The following is a 16,710-nucleotide window of genomic DNA, read 5'->3' on the forward strand; positions in this document are numbered from 1 at the left end:
GCAGAGACATGCAACTGCTGACGCTACCCCCCTCCCCCGCACTGGCCACCTCGATCCGGGCGACCGCACAGGTCTTCGAAGACCCGAAATCGCAGGCGCTGCTCGCCCATCTGCAACAGGTCGCCCCCAGCGAGGCCAGCGTCCTGATCATCGGCGAGACCGGCACGGGGAAGGAGCTGGTGGCGCGGCACATCCACAACCTCAGCGGGCGGCGCAACGGGCCCTTCGTCGCGGTGAACTGCGGGGCCTTCTCCGAGTCGCTGGTGGAGGCGGAACTGTTCGGCCATGAAAAGGGCGCCTTCACCGGCGCCCTGAGCGCCAAGGCCGGCTGGTTCGAGGAAGCCAACGGGGGCACCCTGTTCCTCGACGAGATCGGCGACCTGCCCATGGCCATCCAGGTCAAGCTGCTGCGCGTGCTGCAGGAGCGCGAGGTGGTGCGCCTGGGCTCGCGCAAGAGCATCCCGATCAACGTGCGGGTGCTGGCGGCCACCAACGTGCAGCTGGAACGGGCGATCAACGCCGGGCACTTCCGCGAGGACCTGTACTACCGCCTCAACGTCGTCACCCTGCAGTTGCACCCGCTGCGCGAACGCCCCGGCGACATCCTGCCGCTGACCCGCCATTTCATCCGCAGCTACAGCGAGCGCCTGGGCTACGGCCAGGTGCAGCTCAGCGCCGAGGCCGAGCGCAAGCTGGTCGGCTACGGCTGGCCGGGCAACATCCGCGAGCTGGAGAACGTCATCCACCACAGCCTGCTCACCTGCCGCGACGGCCTGGTGCGCGAGGACGACCTGCGCCTGTCCAACCTGCGCCTGGAACGCCAGGACGAGGCCCCGGCGGGGCACAGCGGCAGCCCGGCGGCCACTGGCGGCGAATCCGCCGAGGAACTGCTGCAGCGCGCCTTCCGCCGCCTGTTCGAGGAATCCGCCGGGGCGCTCTACGAGCGCGTCGAGGAAAGCCTGCTGCGCGCCGCCTACCGCTTCTGCCACCACAACCAGGTGCACACCGCCAACCTGCTCGGCCTGTCGCGCAACGTCACCCGCACGCGGCTGATCGCCATCGGCGAGCTGGTGGTGAACAAGCGCCGCGGCCCGGAGCAGGAGCTGGACAACCGCGTGGTGCGGCTGTCCATCTGAGCCCCTTCAGGCTCAGCCCACCAGGCTGACGCGGTCGGCCAGCGTCCGCGCGCGCTCCACTATCCTTGCGCGTTCCGACGGCGGCGCCGCCACGCGCAGCCGCAGACTGCCCAGGGAGCGGCCCTGGATGCGTTCCAGGCTGGCCTGCACCAGGTGCACCGCGAAGCCCAGTTCGCGGCCGATGGCGGCCGGCTCCGGCTCGCGGGCGCTGGCGCCGCTGTAGTGCAGGTCCAGCAGCAGGCCCTCGCCCGCCGCCTCGCCGTCGGCATCGTGGCGCAGGGTGCCGAGCAGGCTGCGCGTCACCTCGTGGCGCGGGTCGCCGAAGACTTCCCAGACCTCGCCCTGCTCCACCACCTGGCCGCGCTCCAGCACCACCACGCGGTCGCAGAGGTCGCGGATCACTTCCATCTCGTGGGTGATGAGGACGATGGTCAGGCCCAGGCGGCGGTTGATGTCGCGCAGCAGCGCGAGGATGGACTGGGTGCTTTCCGGGTCCAGCGCCGAGGTGGCCTCGTCGCACAGCAGCAGGTCCGGCCGCAGCACCAGCGCGCGGGCAATGCCGACGCGCTGCTTCTGCCCGCCGGACAGCTGCGCCGGGTAGGCGTCGCGCTTGTCCGCCAGGCCCACCAGCTGCAGCAGTTCGTCAACGCGCCGGGCGCGCTCGGCGCGCGGCACGCCGGCCAGCACCAGCGGCAGGGCGACGTTGTCGCCGACCGTGCGCGAGGCCATCAGGTTGAAGTGCTGGAAGATCATCCCGGTGCGCCGGCGCAGGTGCGCCAGGCGCCCGTCGTCGAAGGCGCCGATGTCCTCGCCGTCGACCAGCACCTGGCCGGCGCTGGGCCGTTCCAGGCGGTTGAGCGAGCGCAGCAGCGAGGACTTGCCGGCGCCGCTGCGGCCGATGATGCCGAAGACCTCGCCGCGGCGGATATCCAGGTCGATGCCGTGCAGCGCCTGCACTTCCCGGCCGCCGGCCAGGTAGTGCTTGGCCAGGCCCTGCAGGCGGATGTGGGTGGCAGCCGCCAGCGGCTGCGAATGCTTGAAGCTGACCATGGGTGCGTTCCTGCCGGGCGCGGCGCCCGTCCTGGGCGCCGCGCCGGGTCACATCAGAAGCCGGGGGCGATCTCGCCCTTGTAGCGGGTCAGGATGAAGTTGCGCACTTCCGGCGAGTTGAGCGCCTTGGCCAGCTTCTGGATGCCCGGGTCCTGGATGTTGTCCGGGCGCGCCACCAGGAACTCGATGTAGAGGTCCTTGCCCTTCTCGACGATCAGCGCGCTCTTGATGTCGATGCCGGCTTCCAGCGCGTAGTTGGCGAAGACGAAGGCCAGGTCGACCTGTTTCACCGAACGCGCCAGCATGGCGCCTTCCAGCTCGCGGATCTTCAGGTGGTGCGGGTTGTCGACGATGTCGCGCTGGGTGGACTGCGGGTTCGCCGGGTCCTTCAGCTTGATCAGCCCGGCCTCGGCCAGCAGCACCAGGGCGCGGCCGGTGTTCACCGGGTCGTTGGGGATGGCCACGCTTGCGCCATCGGGCAGCTCGGCCAGGCTCTTGTACCTGGCCGAGTAGGCGCCGAAGGGCTCGATGTGCACGCCGACCACCGGCACCAGGTTGGTGTGGCGGGTCTTGTTGAAGTCATCGAGGAACGGCCGGTACTGGTAGTAGTTGGCGTCGAGGTTCTTCTTCGCCAGCTGCAGGTTGGGCTGGATGAAGTCGTTGAACACCTTCACCTCCAGGTCCACGCCTTCCTTGGCCAGGGCCGGCTTGACGAACTCGAGGATTTCCGCGTGCGGCACCGGGGTGGCGCCCACCACCAGGTGTTCGTTGGCGTGGGCGTTGATGGCTATTACGGCAGCCAGGGCGGCCAGGACTTTCTTCATTGTGCTTGCTCCGATCAGTGGTTTCTTGGGATGGCCGTCGTGGGTGTGGACGTGGGCCTGCGGCGACGTTTCCCGGCCGCCGCGAGCGGGGTGTTGGGTTCAGCGCCGGGTGTAGTGGCGCACCAGGCGGTCGCCGCTCATCTGCAGGGCCTGCACCAGCAGGATCAGCAGCAGCACGGTGACCACCATGACGTCGGTCTGGAAACGCTGGTAGCCGAAGCGGATGGCCAGGTCGCCCAGGCCGCCGCCGCCGACCACCCCGGCCATGGCCGTGTAGTCGACCAGCACGATGGCGGTCACGGTGATGGCCGCGATCAGCCCGGTGCGCGCTTCCGGCAGCAGGGTGTGGAAGACGATCTGGCGGGTGCTCGCACCCATGGCCTGCACCGCTTCCACCAGGCCGCGGTCCACTTCGCGCAGCGAGCTTTCCACCAGCCGCGCGAAGAACGGCGTGCAGCCCACCACCAGCGGCGGGATGGCGCCGCGCACGCCCAGCGAGGTGCCGGTGAGCAGCTCGGTGGCCGGGATCAGCACGATCAGCAGGATGATGAACGGCATCGAGCGCAGCACGTTGGCCACCACCGAGAGGGTGCGGTACAGGCGCGGCGAGTCGAGCAGCTGGCGCTGGCCGGTGAGGTACAGCAGCACGCCCAGCGGCAGCCCCAGCAGCACGGTGCAGCCCAGGGCCGCGCCGAGCATGCTGAGGGTGTCCAGGCAGGCCTGGGCGATCTCGCTCCAGTCGACGTTGGCCAGCCATTCGTTCATCGCCGGACCTCCTCGCGCAGGGTGGCGACCGGGTGCGGCGCGGCCAGGCGGTCGCCGGCGCCGAACAGCTTGTGGCGCAGGGTGCCTTCGGCGTAGTCGCGCTTGAACAGCCCGCGGGCCTGCAGCTCCGGTACCAGCAGGTCGACCACCGCCTCGAAGGTTTCCGGCATCACCACGCCGGCCAGGTTGAAGCCGTCGACGTCGGTTTCTTCCACCCATTCCTGCAACTGGTCGGCCACGGTCTGCGGCGAGCCGACCAGCACCGGCCCGTCGCCGCCGATGGCGCAGTAGTCGGCGATCTCGGCGGTGGTCCAGGTGCGCGTCGGGTCGGCGCGGGTGAAGGCTTCCACCGCCGACTGGATGGCATCGCTGGGCACTTCGCGCAACACCTGGCCGGGGGCGTATTCGGCGAAGTCGATGCCGGTCCAGCCGGACATCAGCGTCAGCGCGCCGGTGGCGCTGGCGTACTCGCGGTACTCGGCCAGGCGCGCCAGGGCCTCGGCGTCGGTCGGCGCGACTATCACCGTGAGCTGTTCGAACACCAGCACGTCGGCCGGGTCGCGCCCGGCGGCGCGCACCGCCTCGCGCAGGTCGGCCACCTGCTTCTTCAGCACCGCCTTGCTCGGCGCGGCGACGAACACGCACTCGGCGTTGGCCGCGGCGAAGGCCCGGCCACGACTGGAGGCGCCGGCCTGGTAGAGCACCGGGGTGCGCTGCGGCGAGGGCTCGCAGAGGTGGAAGCCGGGCACCTGGAAGTACTCGCCAGCATGGTGGATACCGTGGACCTTGCCCGGCTCGGCGTAGACACCGCTGTCGCGGTCGGCGACCACGGCGTCGTCCTCCCAGCTGGTTTCCCACAGCTTGTAGCAGACCTGCAGGTATTCCTCGGCCAGGGCGTAGCGCTGGTCGTGGGACAGCTGGCGCTGCTGGCCGAGGTTGCGCGCGCCGCTGGCCAGGTACGAGGTGACGATGTTCCAGCCGGCGCGGCCGCCGGTCAGGTGGTCGAGGGTGGACATGCGCCGGGCGAAGGGGAACGGGTGCTCGAAGGACACCGAGGCGGTCACGCCGAAGCCCAGGTGGCGGGTGGCCGCGGCCATCGCCGGGACCAGTTGCAGCGGGTCGTTCACCGGCACCTGGGCGCCGGTGCTGAGCGCGGCGTCGGCGTTGCCGCCATAGACGTCGTACACGCCCAGCACGTCGGCGATGAACAGGCCGTCGAGCTTGCCGCGCTCCAGGGTCCTGGCCAATTCGATCCAGTAGTGGATGTCGGTGTAGCGCCGCGCCTGGTCGCGCGGGTGCCGCCAGAGGCCGGGCGACAGGTGGCCGACGGTGTTCATGGCGAAGGCGTTGAGGCGGATCTGCTTGCTCATGGCGCCACCTCAGTTCCAGTCGTGGCGCGGCGGGCGCTTGCCGTTGAGCAGCCAGTTGCCGACCAAGTGATACTTCCAGCGCACCGGGTCGTGCAGGGTGTGCACGCGGGCGTTGCGCCAGTGGCGGTCGAGGTTGTGCTTGCGCAGGGTGGAGCGGGTGCCGCCCAGCTCGAACAGCTTGTTCGACGCCTCGATGGCGATCTCGGTGGTCAGCACTTTGGCTCGCGCTACGGCCAGGGAGGCGGCGGCCACCTTGTCCTCGTCGGGCTCGGCCTTGCCGGCGTCGAGCACCCGCCCGGCGCGCTCCAGCAGGGCTTCGGCGGCCTCCAGGCGGATGTCCAGGCCGCCGACCTGGATGATGGTCAGCGGGTCCTCGCTGGCCTTGTCCACACCTGCGTCGATCCACGGGCGCGCGTGCTCGCGGACGAAGGCGATGGTGTCGCGCAGCGCCGCGCGGGCGATGCCGGCGTCGATGGCGGCGGTGGTGATCTGGGCGAAGGGCCCGGCCAGGGTCGGGCTTTCGTAGGAGCGGTAGCTGGGGAACAGGTTGAAGGCCGGCACGCGCAGGCCTTCGAGCAGCACGCTGCCGCTGGAGGTGGTGCGCTGGCCGATGCTGTCCCAGTCGTCGATCACCGCCAGCCCGGCGCTTTCGCGGGGAACGAAGGCCAGTTGCGCGCGGTCCTGCTCGTCCAGCGCCAGCACGCCCAGCCAGTGCGCGTAGAGCGAGCCGGTGCAGTAGCCCTTGCGGCCGTCGATGCGGTAGCCGTCGCCTTCGGCGACCAGGCGGGTGCGGATGTCCTGGACGTTCTTGCCGCCGGTTTCCGACAGCGCGTTGGCGAAACGGTGGCCTTCCAGCACCAGGCCGAAGAAGTAGCGCTTCTGCTCCTCGGTGCCCTGCAGGCGGATGTCTTCCAGCAGGCAGTAGTGGTTCTGCGGGATCTGCCCCAGGGACGGGTCGGCCGCCGAGACGATGGCGATCACCTGGGCCAGGGTGGCGTGGGAGACCTCCGCGCCGCCGTACTCGCGCGGCACGGTGATGCCCCACAGGCCGCTGTTGGAGAAGGCGTCGACGACCTCCGCCGGCACCCGGCGGTCGAGGTCGCGCCCGGAGGCGCCGGCCAGCAGCAGCTCGGCGACCTCGTGGGCGACGCGGATGGCCTCGGCGTCGTCGCGGATCACGCGCGCGGCGGGGCGGTTGAGGGGGTAGGCAGCAGAAACGGACATGGTCTTCCTCGTGGCGAACAGTGGCCCGTGTGGGGCCGGGACCTCCCGGCAGCGGGCCCTGCTCTGTCCGAGCACAATCCATGCCTGAATTTTTTATCTTAAATATCAATTAGTTGAGATTTATCGGCGACAAACGAGTGGCCGGCCGGACACTGCCTGTTGAAGCACTGTCCGGCAGCCAACAGTTGTTCCCCGGGCAACAGCCCCACCGAAGCATGGGACGGACAGCCGGGCGACGGAAATGTGCCGCCGCGCCCTGCAAGCGCCAAAGCACCGACTAGACTTGAAACTCCCGGCCCGCGCATTTCCAAGGAGGCCACCGTGCGTACCTGTTTCGTACTGCTCCTCGCGGCCGGCCTGGTCGGCTGCGCGGCGGATGTGAAGCGCGCCGACGCGCTCTCCCCCATCAGCACCTATGCCGACACCCGCAACCGCCTGCTGGTGAACTTCCAGGGCGACCCCGGCGTGACCGCCACGCCGGGCTGGACGCGGCTGACCGGCGCCTGGCGGCGCATGCTGCAGGACGACGCGGCGTCGTCCGACTACCAGCTGGGCGAGCAGACCGGCGCGGTGGCGACCACCAGCGTGCCGGCGACGCTGCTGGTGGTGGAAGTCGACCGCCTGCGCCAGGAGGCCGACGGCGACGGCCTGGGCAAGGGCAGCCTGCGCGTCAACGTGCGCTTCACCGACGGCCCCAGCGGCCGGCTGATGGGCTCGCGCCGCTACGAGAGCGACATCGCCGAACCCACCTCGCTGGAAGGCCAGCTCAAGGACATTTCCAAGGCCATCATCGAGGAAGTCGAAGGCGCCCAGCGCATCGCCAAGCGCGACCCGCTACCGGAGTCCCCGACGCCGGCCAGCGCGCCGGCCGAGCAACCGGCCCGGCCCGCGCCGGCACCGGCGCCCGGCCAGTCGGTGGCCAGCCGCGACGCGGCGGCCAAGCCGGTGGTGGCGGTGGAGAACCAGGAACGCCAGTTGCAGAAGCTGCAGCGCAGCAACCTGCCGTTCGACCAGTACCAGAACGAATACCGGCGCATCACCGCGCAGTGAGCGCCGGCGCGCCTCAGTCGTCGTGCCAGTGGGCGCCGTCGTCCTCGTCGTCCCAGTCGTCCTGATCGTCCTCCGGGTCGTCGCGCAAGCCGGTGGCGTCGTGCTCGAAGTCCTCCGGGGCGTCGTCGTCCCACTCGTGGTCGAGCAGGTGCTCGTGCTCCGGCTCGGGGAGGTCGATGTCGTCGTCGTGCATGGTGCGGTCTCGGCAGCGGGGTGCAGCGGAGCCTCCATGCTACGGCCTCGCCGGGCCCGCGCAAAGCCTCGGTGGTCGCGCGGCACGGCGCATTTGGCTATAAGTCAGAAGGAAGGCGATGACGTTTTCCTATCGGGGCGATGCCGTTTCCAGCATTGTGCGCAACGCCCCGCTTGCCGATCCTGTGGCCACTCGGGGCAGGTGCCCCCGCACAACAGCAGAAGGACATCCAGCATGAAGACCGTCGCACAGCTCCTCCACGCCAAGCAGAGCCAGCAGGTGCACACCATAGGCCCGCACGAGATGGTGCTCGACGCCCTGCGGGTGATGGCGGTGAAGAACGTCGGCGCCCTGCCGGTGGTGGACAACGGCCAGGTGGTGGGCGTGGTCAGCGAACGCGACTACGCGCGCAAGATGATCCTCCAGGGCCGCTCCTCGGTGGGCACCCCGGTCAGCGCCATCATGAGCTCGCCGGTGGTCACGGTGGACTCGCAGCAGAACATCGACACCTGCATGAGCATCATGACCGAGCGCCACCTGCGCCACCTGCCGGTGGTGGAGAACGGCCAGCTGGTGGGCCTGCTGTCCATCGGCGACCTGGTCAAGGAAGCCATCGCCGAGCAGGCCGCGCTGATCCAGCAGCTGGAGCAGTACATCCGCGGCGAACAGTGAGCCGCCGGGGGCGCGGCGGACGGCGCCATGACAGGGGCGCGGATGGGGCATTAGAATTTGATTAACATCCGCGACCCGAACAAGTAGAACCCATGGAAAACCGCACCGCCCGCCTGACCGTCCTGATCGACCCGATGAAGAAGAAGGCCTTCGAGGAACTCTGCGCCAGCCAGGACCTGACCCCCTCCCAGGTGGTTCGCCAGCTGATCCGGGACTACCTGGAGAGCCACGGGGTGAGCTACGCCACGCAGCCGAAGGTGGGCGGGCAGGATTGAGGGCAGCCCGCACAATCGCCCATGCAGGAGCGCGCCCTGCGCGCGAATCGCGGGCAGGGCCCGCTTACGACCGTGCTTCCCGGTAACGTAGGCATTCGGGGCAAGAGCACCCTCTCCCCAGCCCTCTCCCGCAAGCGGGAGAGGGGGCTGTCCTCTGCAGGGGGAAGGGCCGGAGTCAACCTCACACCTTCGCAATAGATAGACTGTGCGTAGGGCGCATAACCGTTCGCGGTTATCCGCCATTGCCCGTGCCGCCGGGGCGCCCGGCGTGGCCGATACCAATCGCGGACGGAGTCCGCTCCTACATCACCGGTAGGCAGCGCTTTTCGTAGGAGCGAGCTTGCTCGCGAACCGCATGGCACCGCGTTTGTTCGCGAGCAAGCTCGCTCCTACGAAGAGCATCTCGGCGCAGGCTGCAAGACAGTTGCTCCTACGATCGTGCTTCCCTGGAACTGTAGGAACGGACTCCGTCCGCGATCCGGCGGATAACGCCGTGGGCGTTATACGCCCTACGCCGTTTCCACCTCTTCCACCGCCCCTTCGCAAGCCGCCAGCGCCAAGGCGAAACTGGCGTGGTAGTTCTTCCTGCCCACCGTCTCGACGATCCCCGCGCGCACCAGCTTGTGCCGGACCCGCGGGTTGGCCTCGCAGAGCTTCACCGTCACCCCGCGCTTGCGCAGCTGCTGGATCACCTCCTCCAGCGTCTGCATGCCGGTGATGTCCATGAAGGGCACCCGGCCCAGGCGGATCACCAGCAGCCGCGGGTCGCTGTGGGTCTTCGCCAGGGCGCGCTCGAAGGTCTCGGCGGCGCCGAAGAACAGCGGGCCCTCGATGGTGTATACCAGCACACCCGGCGGCAGCGTCGGCACGCCCTGGCCGCGCAGTTCGCCTTCCAGCTCGGCGCCGCCCAGTTGCTGCACTTCCACCGAGGAGGCCATGCGCCGCATGAACAGCAGCATGGCCAGGATCACCCCGATGTTCACCGCGATCACCAGGTCGCTGAACACCGTCAGGCCGAAGGTGATCAGCAGGATGGCCACGTCGGCCCGGGGCGCGCGGCGCACCATGCGCACGAAGTGGCGGGCCTCGCTCATGTTCCAGGCCACCACGAAGAGGATCGCCGCCAGCGCGCACAGCGGGATGCTGGAGGCCAGCGGGGCGAGGAACAGGATGATCAGCACCAGGGTCGCCGCATGGGCCACCCCGGCGATGGGGCTGTTGCCGCCGTTGCGGATGTTGGTGGCGGTGCGGGCGATGGCGCCGGTTGCGGCGAAGCCGCCGAACAGCGGCGCCAGCAGGTTGGCGATGCCCTGGCCGACCAGTTCCTGGTTGGAGTCGTGGCGGGTGCCGGCCATGCCGTCGGCGACCACCGCCGACAGCAGCGACTCGATGGCGCCGAGCATGGCGATGGCGAAGGCCGGGCCGATCAGTTCGAGGATCCGCGGCAGCGTGACCTCCGGCAGGCTCGGCGTCGGCAAACCGCGGGGGATGCCGCCGAAGGCGCTGCCGATGGTGGCCACGCCGTCGAACTGGAACAGCGCCTGCAGCAGGCTGACCAGCACCATCGCCAGCAGCGGCCCCGGCACCCGCGCCAGGTACGGCAGGCGCGAGCCGTAGAGCACCGCGGCCAGGCCCAGCAGGGCCAGCAGGGTGGTCGCCGGGTGCAGCTGCGGCAGGGCCTCCAGCAGGTGCCAGAGCTTCTGGTGGAAGTGCTCGCCGGTCACCGCCGGCAGGCCGAAGAAGTCCTTCCACTGGCCGACCCAGATGATCACCCCGATGCCGGCGGTGAAGCCGACGATGACCGGGTCGGGGATGTACTTGATGACGCTGCCCAGGCGGGTGATGCCCAGCAGCAGGAGGATGGCCCCGGCCATCAGCGTGGCCAGCTGCAGGCCGTCGACGCCGTAGCGCGCGGTGATGCCGGCGAGGATGACGATGAAGGCGCCGGTGGGCCCGGCGATCTGCACCCGGCTGCCGCCGCACAGCGAGACCACCACGCCGGCCACGATGGCGGTGTACAGGCCCTGCTCGGGCTTCACCCCGGAGGCGATGGCGAAGGCCATGGCCAGTGGCAGCGCCACCACCCCGACGATCACCCCGGCGAGCAGGTTGCGCGGCCAGTTCTGAAGGTTCAACAGCCCGGCTTTCCAGGCCTCGCGTACGGCGATCATCAAGCACACCTCCTAAGAAGGATGCACATCAGATTAACATGACATGTTAATCGAAGTGTACTGGCCACCACCCTCCGTCGCCCGCCACCTGACGGGGACGTGGCCAGTCGCTACCCTCGGCAGCAGCGCTGCAAAAATGCCAACACCGCTGCATTCCTGCATGCACTTGCGCCAGGGGTGCGGGCCGGGGCCCGCCGCCATGGGCCCTCGCCCCTGGCATGCAACCTGCCTGGGTAGCGGATGGCCCGCGCGACGGCGCCGGCCCCTCACCCCCATGGAGAACCATAGATGGATTCGCTACGCCTGCTGCTCGACCGCGGCCTGCTGCTGGCCGACAGCATCGCCGCGGACGGCCGCTTCCTCGACGTCTCCGCCGAGCAGAGCGACCAGCTCGGCTACCCGCCCGGCGCGCTCCACGGCCAGGGCATGGAGCAGGTCTACACCGCCGACTCGGTGCGCGCCCTGCAGCAGCTCTTCGCCAACCCGCCGGCCGACGAACGCGTGCAGGACCTGGAGCTGACGCTGATCCGCCACAACGGCGGCCTGCTGCCGGTGCTGGCCAGCGGCGTGCTGCAGTGGCGCGACGGCGAGCCGCCGCGCCTGCACCTGGTGAAGATGCCCCTGGGCGGCATCAGCCGGCGCCTGGCCGAGCTGCAGAATGCCAACGAAGTCATGAGCCAGATGCTCTACAGCGCCAAGGTCGCCTACTGGTGCATCGAGTTCGCCGAGCCGGTGGACGTGCGCCAGACGCCGGACGAGATCGTCCGCCAGGTGTTCGAGAACCGCTCCTACTGGCGCATGTGCAACCGCGCCATGGCGGCCATCTACGAGATGCCCGCCGACGTCGACTTCGGCCAGCAGCCGGTGCGCCTGTACTGGCCGCGCAGCCCGGCCAACGAGGAGTTCGTGCGGCGGCTGATCGAGGCCGACTTCCACGTCGACGGCGCGCTCTCGGTGGACCGCCGCCACGACGGCTCGCCGGCCTACGTGGAGAACGACGTGCGCGCCAGCATCCACAACGGCCGCCTGCTGCGCATGTGGGGCAGCCTGCGCGACGTCAGCCAGGAGCTGCGCATGCAGCACGACGCCGAGCAGCGCATCGAGGCCCTGCGCCGGGTGTTCGACGCGGTGCCCGACGCGGTGCTGGTGATCGACGAGGCGGCCCAGCCGCAATGGCGCAACGCCGCCTTCGAGCAGGTGTTCGGCATCACCCGCGCCGCCGGCGTGGCCGCCACCCTCGACCGCCTGCCGCTGCCCGAGCGCACCTGGCAACGCCTGGAGCTGCCCGACCAGTACGGCAGCTTCCGCGCCTTCGACAGCCACTGCTCGCGCATCCTGATCCGCGAGAACCAGGCCTGGCGCGTGGTCGTGCTGCGCCCGGACGGCATCGAGCGGCGCGCGGCGGAGCTGCACCCGTGAGCGGCGAGGGCTTCTTCGCGCCGATGCGCATGGGCATGCGCTCGGCGGTCAACGTCAGCGCCGAGATGCTCGCCGCGCTGCTGGAGACCCCGGCGCTGCACGCCCTGCTCGACGGCTTCGGCGAGGCGCTGATCGTCTGCGACGGCGACTCCCGGGTGCGCTTCCTCAACCTGGCCGCCGAGCGCATCAACCGCGTGTCGCGCCAGGACGTGCTGGGCCTGACCGACAGCGACTTCTACCAGCGCTCGGCGCTGCAGTTCGACGACTTCCTGCAGAGCGTGCGGCGTGGCGGCAAGAGCGCGCTGACGCGCTCGCGCGACGGCCGGCTGTTCCTCACCCGCCTGCAGAGCGTGCCCGCCGGCGCCTACGAGAAGCCCTACACGCTGCTGATCCAGCGCGAATACGAACCCCGCGAAAGCGCCGGCCGCAGCGCCCCGGCACCGTCGCTGGCGGACAGCCCAGCGAGCCTGGGCGACCCGCAGGACAACGCGCTGCACATGTCGCCGCTGCTCTCGGACATCGCCGACATGGGCGTGCGCGCCTTCCGCCGCCGCGCCCGCCTGCTGCTGCTCGGCGAGCCCGGCGTGGGCAAGACCGCCATCGCCCGGCACATCCACCGCGCCGCCGGCTGGGGCGACCGGCCCTTCGTCGACGTGAACTGCGCGAGCATCCCCGAGACGCTGTTCGAGTCGGAGATGTTCGGCTACGAGCGCGGCGCCTTCACCGGCGCGCTGCAGCAGGGCAAGCGCGGCTACATCGAGAGCGCCGCCGGCGGCACGCTGTTCCTCGACGAGATCGGCGAGATCCCCCTGCAGGTGCAGGCCAAGCTGCTCAAGTTCCTCGACGACGGCACCATCCAGCCGGTGGGCTCGCCGCTGTCGAAGAAGGTCCAGGTGCAGGTCATCGCCGCCACCAACAAGGACCTCAAGGCGCTGGTCGCGGCCGGCCTGTTCCGCGCCGACCTCTACTACCGCCTGGCCGTGCTGCCGGTGGACATCCCGCCGCTGCGCGCCCACCGCGACGACCTGCCGGTGCTGATGGACATCCTCCTGGCCCGCATCAACCGCGACCGCCAGCCACCGCTGCGCCTCGCCACCGCCTGCCGCCAGCGCCTGCTGGGCTACGACTTCCCGGGCAACATCCGCGAACTGGTGAACATCTTCGAGCGCCTGGCGGTACTGGCCGACGACGTGGCCGAGGAACAGCACCTGCCGCCGGAACTGCTGGGCACGGCCGCCCCCGCCGGGGAAGCCGAGCCGCTGCCCTTCGCCAGCGCCGACGAGCCGCTCAAGGCGCAGGTGCAGCGCTTCGAGCGCCAGGTGATCCTCCAGGCGGTGCGCCTGTGTGGCAGCAAGCGCAAGGCGGCGCAGCATCTGGGGATCGATGTGGGCACCCTGATCCGCAAGCAGCAGCGGGACTGAAGCTGTTTTCGTAGGAGCGAGCTTGCTCGCGAACGGCACTTCCCGGATGCACCGGCATTGAACCGACCTCCGTCCCCTCTCCCCAGCCCTCGGCTGCGCGCCCCGCCCTGAAGGGAGAGGGGGCTTGTCCGTGCCGAGAGAAGGAATGGTTTCAGTCAGAAACCGCCGGAGCTGCCGGCTGACTCTGAAATATCCGAGCACGCCGAACGGTCCCCTCTCCCTTCAGGGAGAGGGTTAGGGAGAGGGGCGGCGCCCAACCAACACACCGCTGCCCCAGGATAACCACCGCCACCAACGCTGCATTTCTGCCTATCCCCCTTGTCATTTCTGCTTACATTCCCTCCCCCACAAAACAACAATCTCTTTATTTTCAACAACTTAATTTCTTGGCACACCCTGTGCTCCACCTCCATCGACCCGTGACCGTGCACGGGTCCTCGAATCGCGCCAGGCATCCCCAACCGAGGTTGCCGGCAGTTCTGGAGGCACAACAACAATGCTCATCACAGGTATCAAGAGCAGGCCGGTCTACGACGACCTGCGCCCGCTCGCCGGCAGCAACCACATAGTCGCAGGCCAGGGCAGCGGCGGCAGCGCCATGCTCCGGCTGCTCGGCGAGATGCCGCGCACCGCGCCCATCCGCGTGCTCTATTCCACCGAATCCTTCTCCGGGCAGGACCACCTGGCCGCGCTGCGCGACATCGCCGACGTGGAGCTGACCCTCTACCCGAGCAACCGCGCGCTGGTCGACGACCTGCACGCCCTGCTCGGCCAGTCGCGCATGGGCACCCGCCTGTACCTGGCCGGTTCGGAAAGCTTCATCGGCACCGCCATGCAGGCCGCCGACGCGATCAACCTGAACCGCGACGAAGTGCTGCGCGAGCACTGCGGCTCCTTCGTGCGCCGCGTCTGGTGCGTGCACTGCGACGGCTACACCGAGAACGTCACCCAGCGCGTCTTCGAGTGCCCGCACTGCGCCCGTACCCTGGTGGTCCGCGACCACTATTCCCGCCGCCTCGCCGCCTTCCAGGCGGTCAAGGCCGACGCCGAAGTCCCCGGCGAGCTGCCGGCAGCCGAGGAGCTCGACACATGAGCCAGTCCACCGGAACCCTCAACGTCCGCGTCGCCCGCATCGAGCAGGTCACCCCGGAAATCAAGCGCTTCACCCTGGTCCCGCGGGACGGCGGCCAGCTGACGCCGTTCTCCGGCGGCAGCAACGTGGTGGTGCTGATCCCCCACGAGGGCGGCACCTACCGCAACGCCTACTCGCTGATGAGTTCGCCCTACGACGCCAGCGCCTACCAGATCGCCGTGCGCCGCGTGGCAGACGGCCGCGGCGGCTCCCGGCGCATGCACGACGCGGTGAAGGAAGGCGACGAGCTGGAAATCCTCCGCCCGGTGAACCTGTTCCCGCTGAGCAAGCACGCGCGCCTGCACCTGTTCATCGCCGGCGGCGTGGGCATCACCCCGGTGTGCTCGCAGCTGGCCGAGCTGCGCCTGCGCGGCACGCCCTTCGAGGTGCACCTGGCGGTGCGCGGCGCGGAACACGCGCGCCTGGGCGAGGAACTGCTGCGCGAATACGGCGATGCCGTGCGCCTGTACCGCGACGACCGCGGCGAGCGCCTGGACATCTCCGCCGTGCTGGCCGACCGCCCGCTGGGCAGCGACGTCTACGTCTGCGGCCCCGAGGGCATGATCCAGGCCACCATAGACGCGGCCCGCGCCCACGGCTGGACCGACAGCCACATCCACTACGAGCGCTTCCTCGAACAGGGCAGCAGCGGCGAACCGTTCAAGGTCACCCTGGCGCGCAGCGGCGCAACCATCGAGGTCTCGCCCGACCAGAGCCTGCTGGAAGCCGCCGAGGCCGCCGGCCACGAGATTCCCTACCTGTGCCGCGGCGGCGCCTGCGGCATGTGCGAGACCAACGTCCTGGAGCTGGACGGCGAGATCCTCCACACCGACGACTGGCTGTCCGACGAGGACAAGGCCGCCAACAAGAAAATCATGCCCTGCGTGTCGCGCGCCAAGTGCTCGCGGCTGGTCATCGACTGCTGAGCCGGAGAACGACCATGACCATCCAATTCCGCCCCGACGAAACCTACCGCGACGACTACACCTACGCGAACAGCCCCGAGTGCATCGCCCGCGCGCCCTTCCCCTTCCCGGACGACGAGTACATGTACTCGATGAACCTGGAGCCCCACGTCAGTGTGGGTGACGGCGCCTTCCGCGCGGTGTTCGACATCGACGAGCACTACATCAGCGAGTGCCGCGACCGTGCCATCACCCTGGAGAAGGACCCGGGCATGCACTACGTCTCGGCGCCGCACATGATGGAAGCGCAGTGGGACCTGCTCGAACTCATCATGGAGTCCTACGCCAAGGACTACCCCGAGTACTTCGCCCTGGAGCGCGACGGCACCCGCTGGCACTGGACCAACAGGCTGCTGAACATCGACGACACCTTCACCTTCGGCGACCCGGCCACCCTGCCCTATGAGCCGATGGAATACATCACCCGCCAGGCCCAGGGCGACTGGGTGCTGCAGGAAGAGCGCGACGGCACCCTGTACTGGGGCGCCGGCATCGCCACCCAGCGCGCCGACTACTCGCTGCGCTTCAACCTGGGCATGGCCTGGCACGAGTTCCACGGCCCGGTGCCGCTGGTCAAGGAAACCGGCATGCTCGACCGCGCGCTGAAGTTCCTCCTGCGCCTGCGCAACGGCCACCCGGTGCGCCGCCTGAACTGGTCGCTGACGGTCAACCCGCGCCTGGACGTGTCCGCCGAGAGCCTGCCGGAGTGGGCCCCGGACCGCACCACGGTGACCGCCGAGAACGCCGGCAAGCTGGTCTACCTGCGCATCGAGCTGCAGCCGCTGCACCGCCTGCCGCGCAGCAACGCCATCGTGTTCCCGATCCGTACCTACCTGCTGAACCTGGAAGACATCGCCAGCAACCCGGCCTGGGCCAAGCGCATGCACCGCGTGCTCAAGTCCCTGAACCAGGAACTGGTGGACTACAAGGGCTTCACCCGCTACCGCGACGCGGCGGTGGAATGGCTCTCGAAGTACGACGACGGCCAGTAGGCGCCGCACCCGCCATAACGACAATGAGCCCGTAGAGGGCGGCGGCGGACA

General features: G+C 69.5%; 16 protein-coding genes. 9 read left to right on the forward strand and 7 right to left on the reverse strand.

Annotated features, from left to right (window positions below; translation table 11 throughout):
* Positions 1–8 precede the first annotated feature (8 nt).
* Positions 9–1,136: a sigma-54 interaction domain-containing protein gene (locus VV867_RS19835; protein WP_109935112.1), complete on the forward strand. Its 1,128-nt coding sequence runs from the start codon at positions 9–11 to the stop codon at positions 1,134–1,136.
* Between the two features lie 12 nt (positions 1,137–1,148).
* On the opposite strand, the gene VV867_RS19840 is transcribed toward VV867_RS19835, so the two are convergent.
* From VV867_RS19840 to VV867_RS19860, 5 genes are all read right to left on the reverse strand, one after another.
* Positions 1,149–2,186, reverse strand: a complete 1,038-nt coding sequence (locus VV867_RS19840; protein ID WP_328567336.1) for a methionine ABC transporter ATP-binding protein — start codon at positions 2,184–2,186, stop codon at positions 1,149–1,151.
* Between the two features lie 53 nt (positions 2,187–2,239).
* Positions 2,240–3,010 (reverse strand): MetQ/NlpA family ABC transporter substrate-binding protein, encoded by a 771-nt coding sequence (locus tag VV867_RS19845; protein WP_328567337.1) that lies wholly within the window; start codon positions 3,008–3,010, stop codon positions 2,240–2,242.
* 99 nt (positions 3,011–3,109) lie between these two features.
* Positions 3,110–3,775, reverse strand: coding sequence for a methionine ABC transporter permease (locus VV867_RS19850; RefSeq protein ID WP_109935115.1), 666 nt, complete (start codon positions 3,773–3,775; stop codon positions 3,110–3,112).
* Positions 3,772–5,145, reverse strand: a complete 1,374-nt coding sequence (locus VV867_RS19855) for an LLM class flavin-dependent oxidoreductase (protein ID WP_328567338.1) — start codon at positions 5,143–5,145, stop codon at positions 3,772–3,774. Before VV867_RS19855 ends, VV867_RS19850 begins: the two co-directional genes overlap by 4 nt.
* Positions 5,146–5,154: 9 nt before the next feature.
* Positions 5,155–6,369, reverse strand: coding sequence for an SfnB family sulfur acquisition oxidoreductase (locus VV867_RS19860; RefSeq protein ID WP_328567339.1), 1,215 nt, complete (start codon positions 6,367–6,369; stop codon positions 5,155–5,157).
* Between the two features lie 321 nt (positions 6,370–6,690).
* Here VV867_RS19860 and VV867_RS19865 point away from each other — a divergent pair, with 321 nt between their 5' ends.
* The gene (locus VV867_RS19865) at positions 6,691–7,419 is read left to right on the forward strand and encodes a hypothetical protein (RefSeq protein WP_109935118.1); all 729 of its coding nucleotides are present in this window, start codon (positions 6,691–6,693) and stop codon (positions 7,417–7,419) included.
* 13 nt (positions 7,420–7,432) lie between these two features.
* On the opposite strand, the gene VV867_RS19870 is transcribed toward VV867_RS19865, so the two are convergent.
* Complete coding sequence (locus VV867_RS19870) at positions 7,433–7,612, reverse strand: hypothetical protein (RefSeq protein ID WP_328567340.1); 180 nt, start codon at positions 7,610–7,612, stop codon at positions 7,433–7,435.
* Positions 7,613–7,846: 234 nt separating this feature from the next.
* Here VV867_RS19870 and VV867_RS19875 point away from each other — a divergent pair, with 234 nt between their 5' ends.
* Both VV867_RS19875 and VV867_RS19880 read left to right on the forward strand, forming a co-directional pair.
* Positions 7,847–8,284: a CBS domain-containing protein gene (locus tag VV867_RS19875; protein ID WP_109935120.1), complete on the forward strand. Its 438-nt coding sequence runs from the start codon at positions 7,847–7,849 to the stop codon at positions 8,282–8,284.
* 92 nt (positions 8,285–8,376) lie between these two features.
* A complete protein-coding gene (locus VV867_RS19880; RefSeq protein WP_109935121.1) occupies positions 8,377–8,559 on the forward strand; it encodes a ribbon-helix-helix protein, CopG family in 183 nt (60 codons plus the stop codon).
* A 509-nt stretch (positions 8,560–9,068) separates the two neighbouring features.
* Here the strand turns inward: VV867_RS19880 and VV867_RS19885 are convergent.
* The gene (locus VV867_RS19885) at positions 9,069–10,730 is read right to left on the reverse strand and encodes a SulP family inorganic anion transporter (RefSeq protein ID WP_328567341.1); all 1,662 of its coding nucleotides are present in this window, start codon (positions 10,728–10,730) and stop codon (positions 9,069–9,071) included.
* 288 nt (positions 10,731–11,018) lie between these two features.
* On the opposite strand from VV867_RS19885, the gene VV867_RS19890 reads away from it, so the two are divergent.
* The 5 genes from VV867_RS19890 (at position 11,019) to VV867_RS19910 (ending at position 16,659) form a co-directional block, all read left to right on the forward strand.
* The gene (locus tag VV867_RS19890; protein WP_089393882.1) at positions 11,019–12,149 is read left to right on the forward strand and encodes a PAS domain-containing protein; all 1,131 of its coding nucleotides are present in this window, start codon (positions 11,019–11,021) and stop codon (positions 12,147–12,149) included.
* Positions 12,146–13,570 carry a sigma-54 interaction domain-containing protein gene (locus tag VV867_RS19895; RefSeq protein WP_275627986.1) on the forward strand — a complete coding sequence of 475 codons (1,425 nt, stop codon included), beginning with the start codon at positions 12,146–12,148 and terminating at the stop codon, positions 13,568–13,570. Before VV867_RS19890 ends, VV867_RS19895 begins: the two co-directional genes overlap by 4 nt.
* Positions 13,571–14,066: 496 nt before the next feature.
* Positions 14,067–14,663, forward strand: coding sequence for a dimethylamine monooxygenase subunit DmmA family protein (locus VV867_RS19900; protein WP_109936889.1), 597 nt, complete (start codon positions 14,067–14,069; stop codon positions 14,661–14,663).
* Complete coding sequence (locus tag VV867_RS19905) at positions 14,660–15,628, forward strand: PDR/VanB family oxidoreductase (RefSeq protein ID WP_089393880.1); 969 nt, start codon at positions 14,660–14,662, stop codon at positions 15,626–15,628. The genes VV867_RS19900 and VV867_RS19905 overlap by 4 nt, the downstream gene beginning before the upstream one ends.
* Before the next feature lie 14 nt (positions 15,629–15,642).
* The gene (locus VV867_RS19910; protein ID WP_328567342.1) at positions 15,643–16,659 is read left to right on the forward strand and encodes a heme-dependent oxidative N-demethylase family protein; all 1,017 of its coding nucleotides are present in this window, start codon (positions 15,643–15,645) and stop codon (positions 16,657–16,659) included.
* Positions 16,660–16,710 lie beyond the last annotated feature (51 nt).

Source organism: Pseudomonas sp. JH-2 (assembly GCF_036231725.1).
Taxonomy (GTDB): domain Bacteria; phylum Pseudomonadota; class Gammaproteobacteria; order Pseudomonadales; family Pseudomonadaceae; genus Pseudomonas; species Pseudomonas delhiensis.

Bases quoted from the DNA above. Each gene is read 5' to 3' on its own strand.
- VV867_RS19850 (WP_109935115.1), bottom strand. From the start codon at position 3,775: ATGAACGAATGGCTGGCCAACGTCGACTGGAGCGAGATCGCCCAGGCC.
- VV867_RS19860 (WP_328567339.1), bottom strand. From the start codon at position 6,369: ATGTCCGTTTCTGCTGCCTACCCCCTCAACCGCCCCGCCGCGCGCGTG.
- VV867_RS19835 (WP_109935112.1), top strand. From the start codon at position 9: ATGCAACTGCTGACGCTACCCCCCTCCCCCGCACTGGCCACCTCGATC.
- VV867_RS19900 (WP_109936889.1), top strand. From the start codon at position 14,067: ATGCTCATCACAGGTATCAAGAGCAGGCCGGTCTACGACGACCTGCGC.
- VV867_RS19885 (WP_328567341.1), bottom strand. From the start codon at position 10,730: ATGATCGCCGTACGCGAGGCCTGGAAAGCCGGGCTGTTGAACCTTCAG.
- VV867_RS19890 (WP_089393882.1), top strand. From the start codon at position 11,019: ATGGATTCGCTACGCCTGCTGCTCGACCGCGGCCTGCTGCTGGCCGAC.
- VV867_RS19870 (WP_328567340.1), bottom strand. From the start codon at position 7,612: ATGCACGACGACGACATCGACCTCCCCGAGCCGGAGCACGAGCACCTG.
- VV867_RS19840 (WP_328567336.1), bottom strand. From the start codon at position 2,186: ATGGTCAGCTTCAAGCATTCGCAGCCGCTGGCGGCTGCCACCCACATC.
- VV867_RS19875 (WP_109935120.1), top strand. From the start codon at position 7,847: ATGAAGACCGTCGCACAGCTCCTCCACGCCAAGCAGAGCCAGCAGGTG.
- VV867_RS19845 (WP_328567337.1), bottom strand. From the start codon at position 3,010: ATGAAGAAAGTCCTGGCCGCCCTGGCTGCCGTAATAGCCATCAACGCC.
- VV867_RS19880 (WP_109935121.1), top strand. From the start codon at position 8,377: ATGGAAAACCGCACCGCCCGCCTGACCGTCCTGATCGACCCGATGAAG.
- VV867_RS19855 (WP_328567338.1), bottom strand. From the start codon at position 5,145: ATGAGCAAGCAGATCCGCCTCAACGCCTTCGCCATGAACACCGTCGGC.
- VV867_RS19905 (WP_089393880.1), top strand. From the start codon at position 14,660: ATGAGCCAGTCCACCGGAACCCTCAACGTCCGCGTCGCCCGCATCGAG.
- VV867_RS19910 (WP_328567342.1), top strand. From the start codon at position 15,643: ATGACCATCCAATTCCGCCCCGACGAAACCTACCGCGACGACTACACC.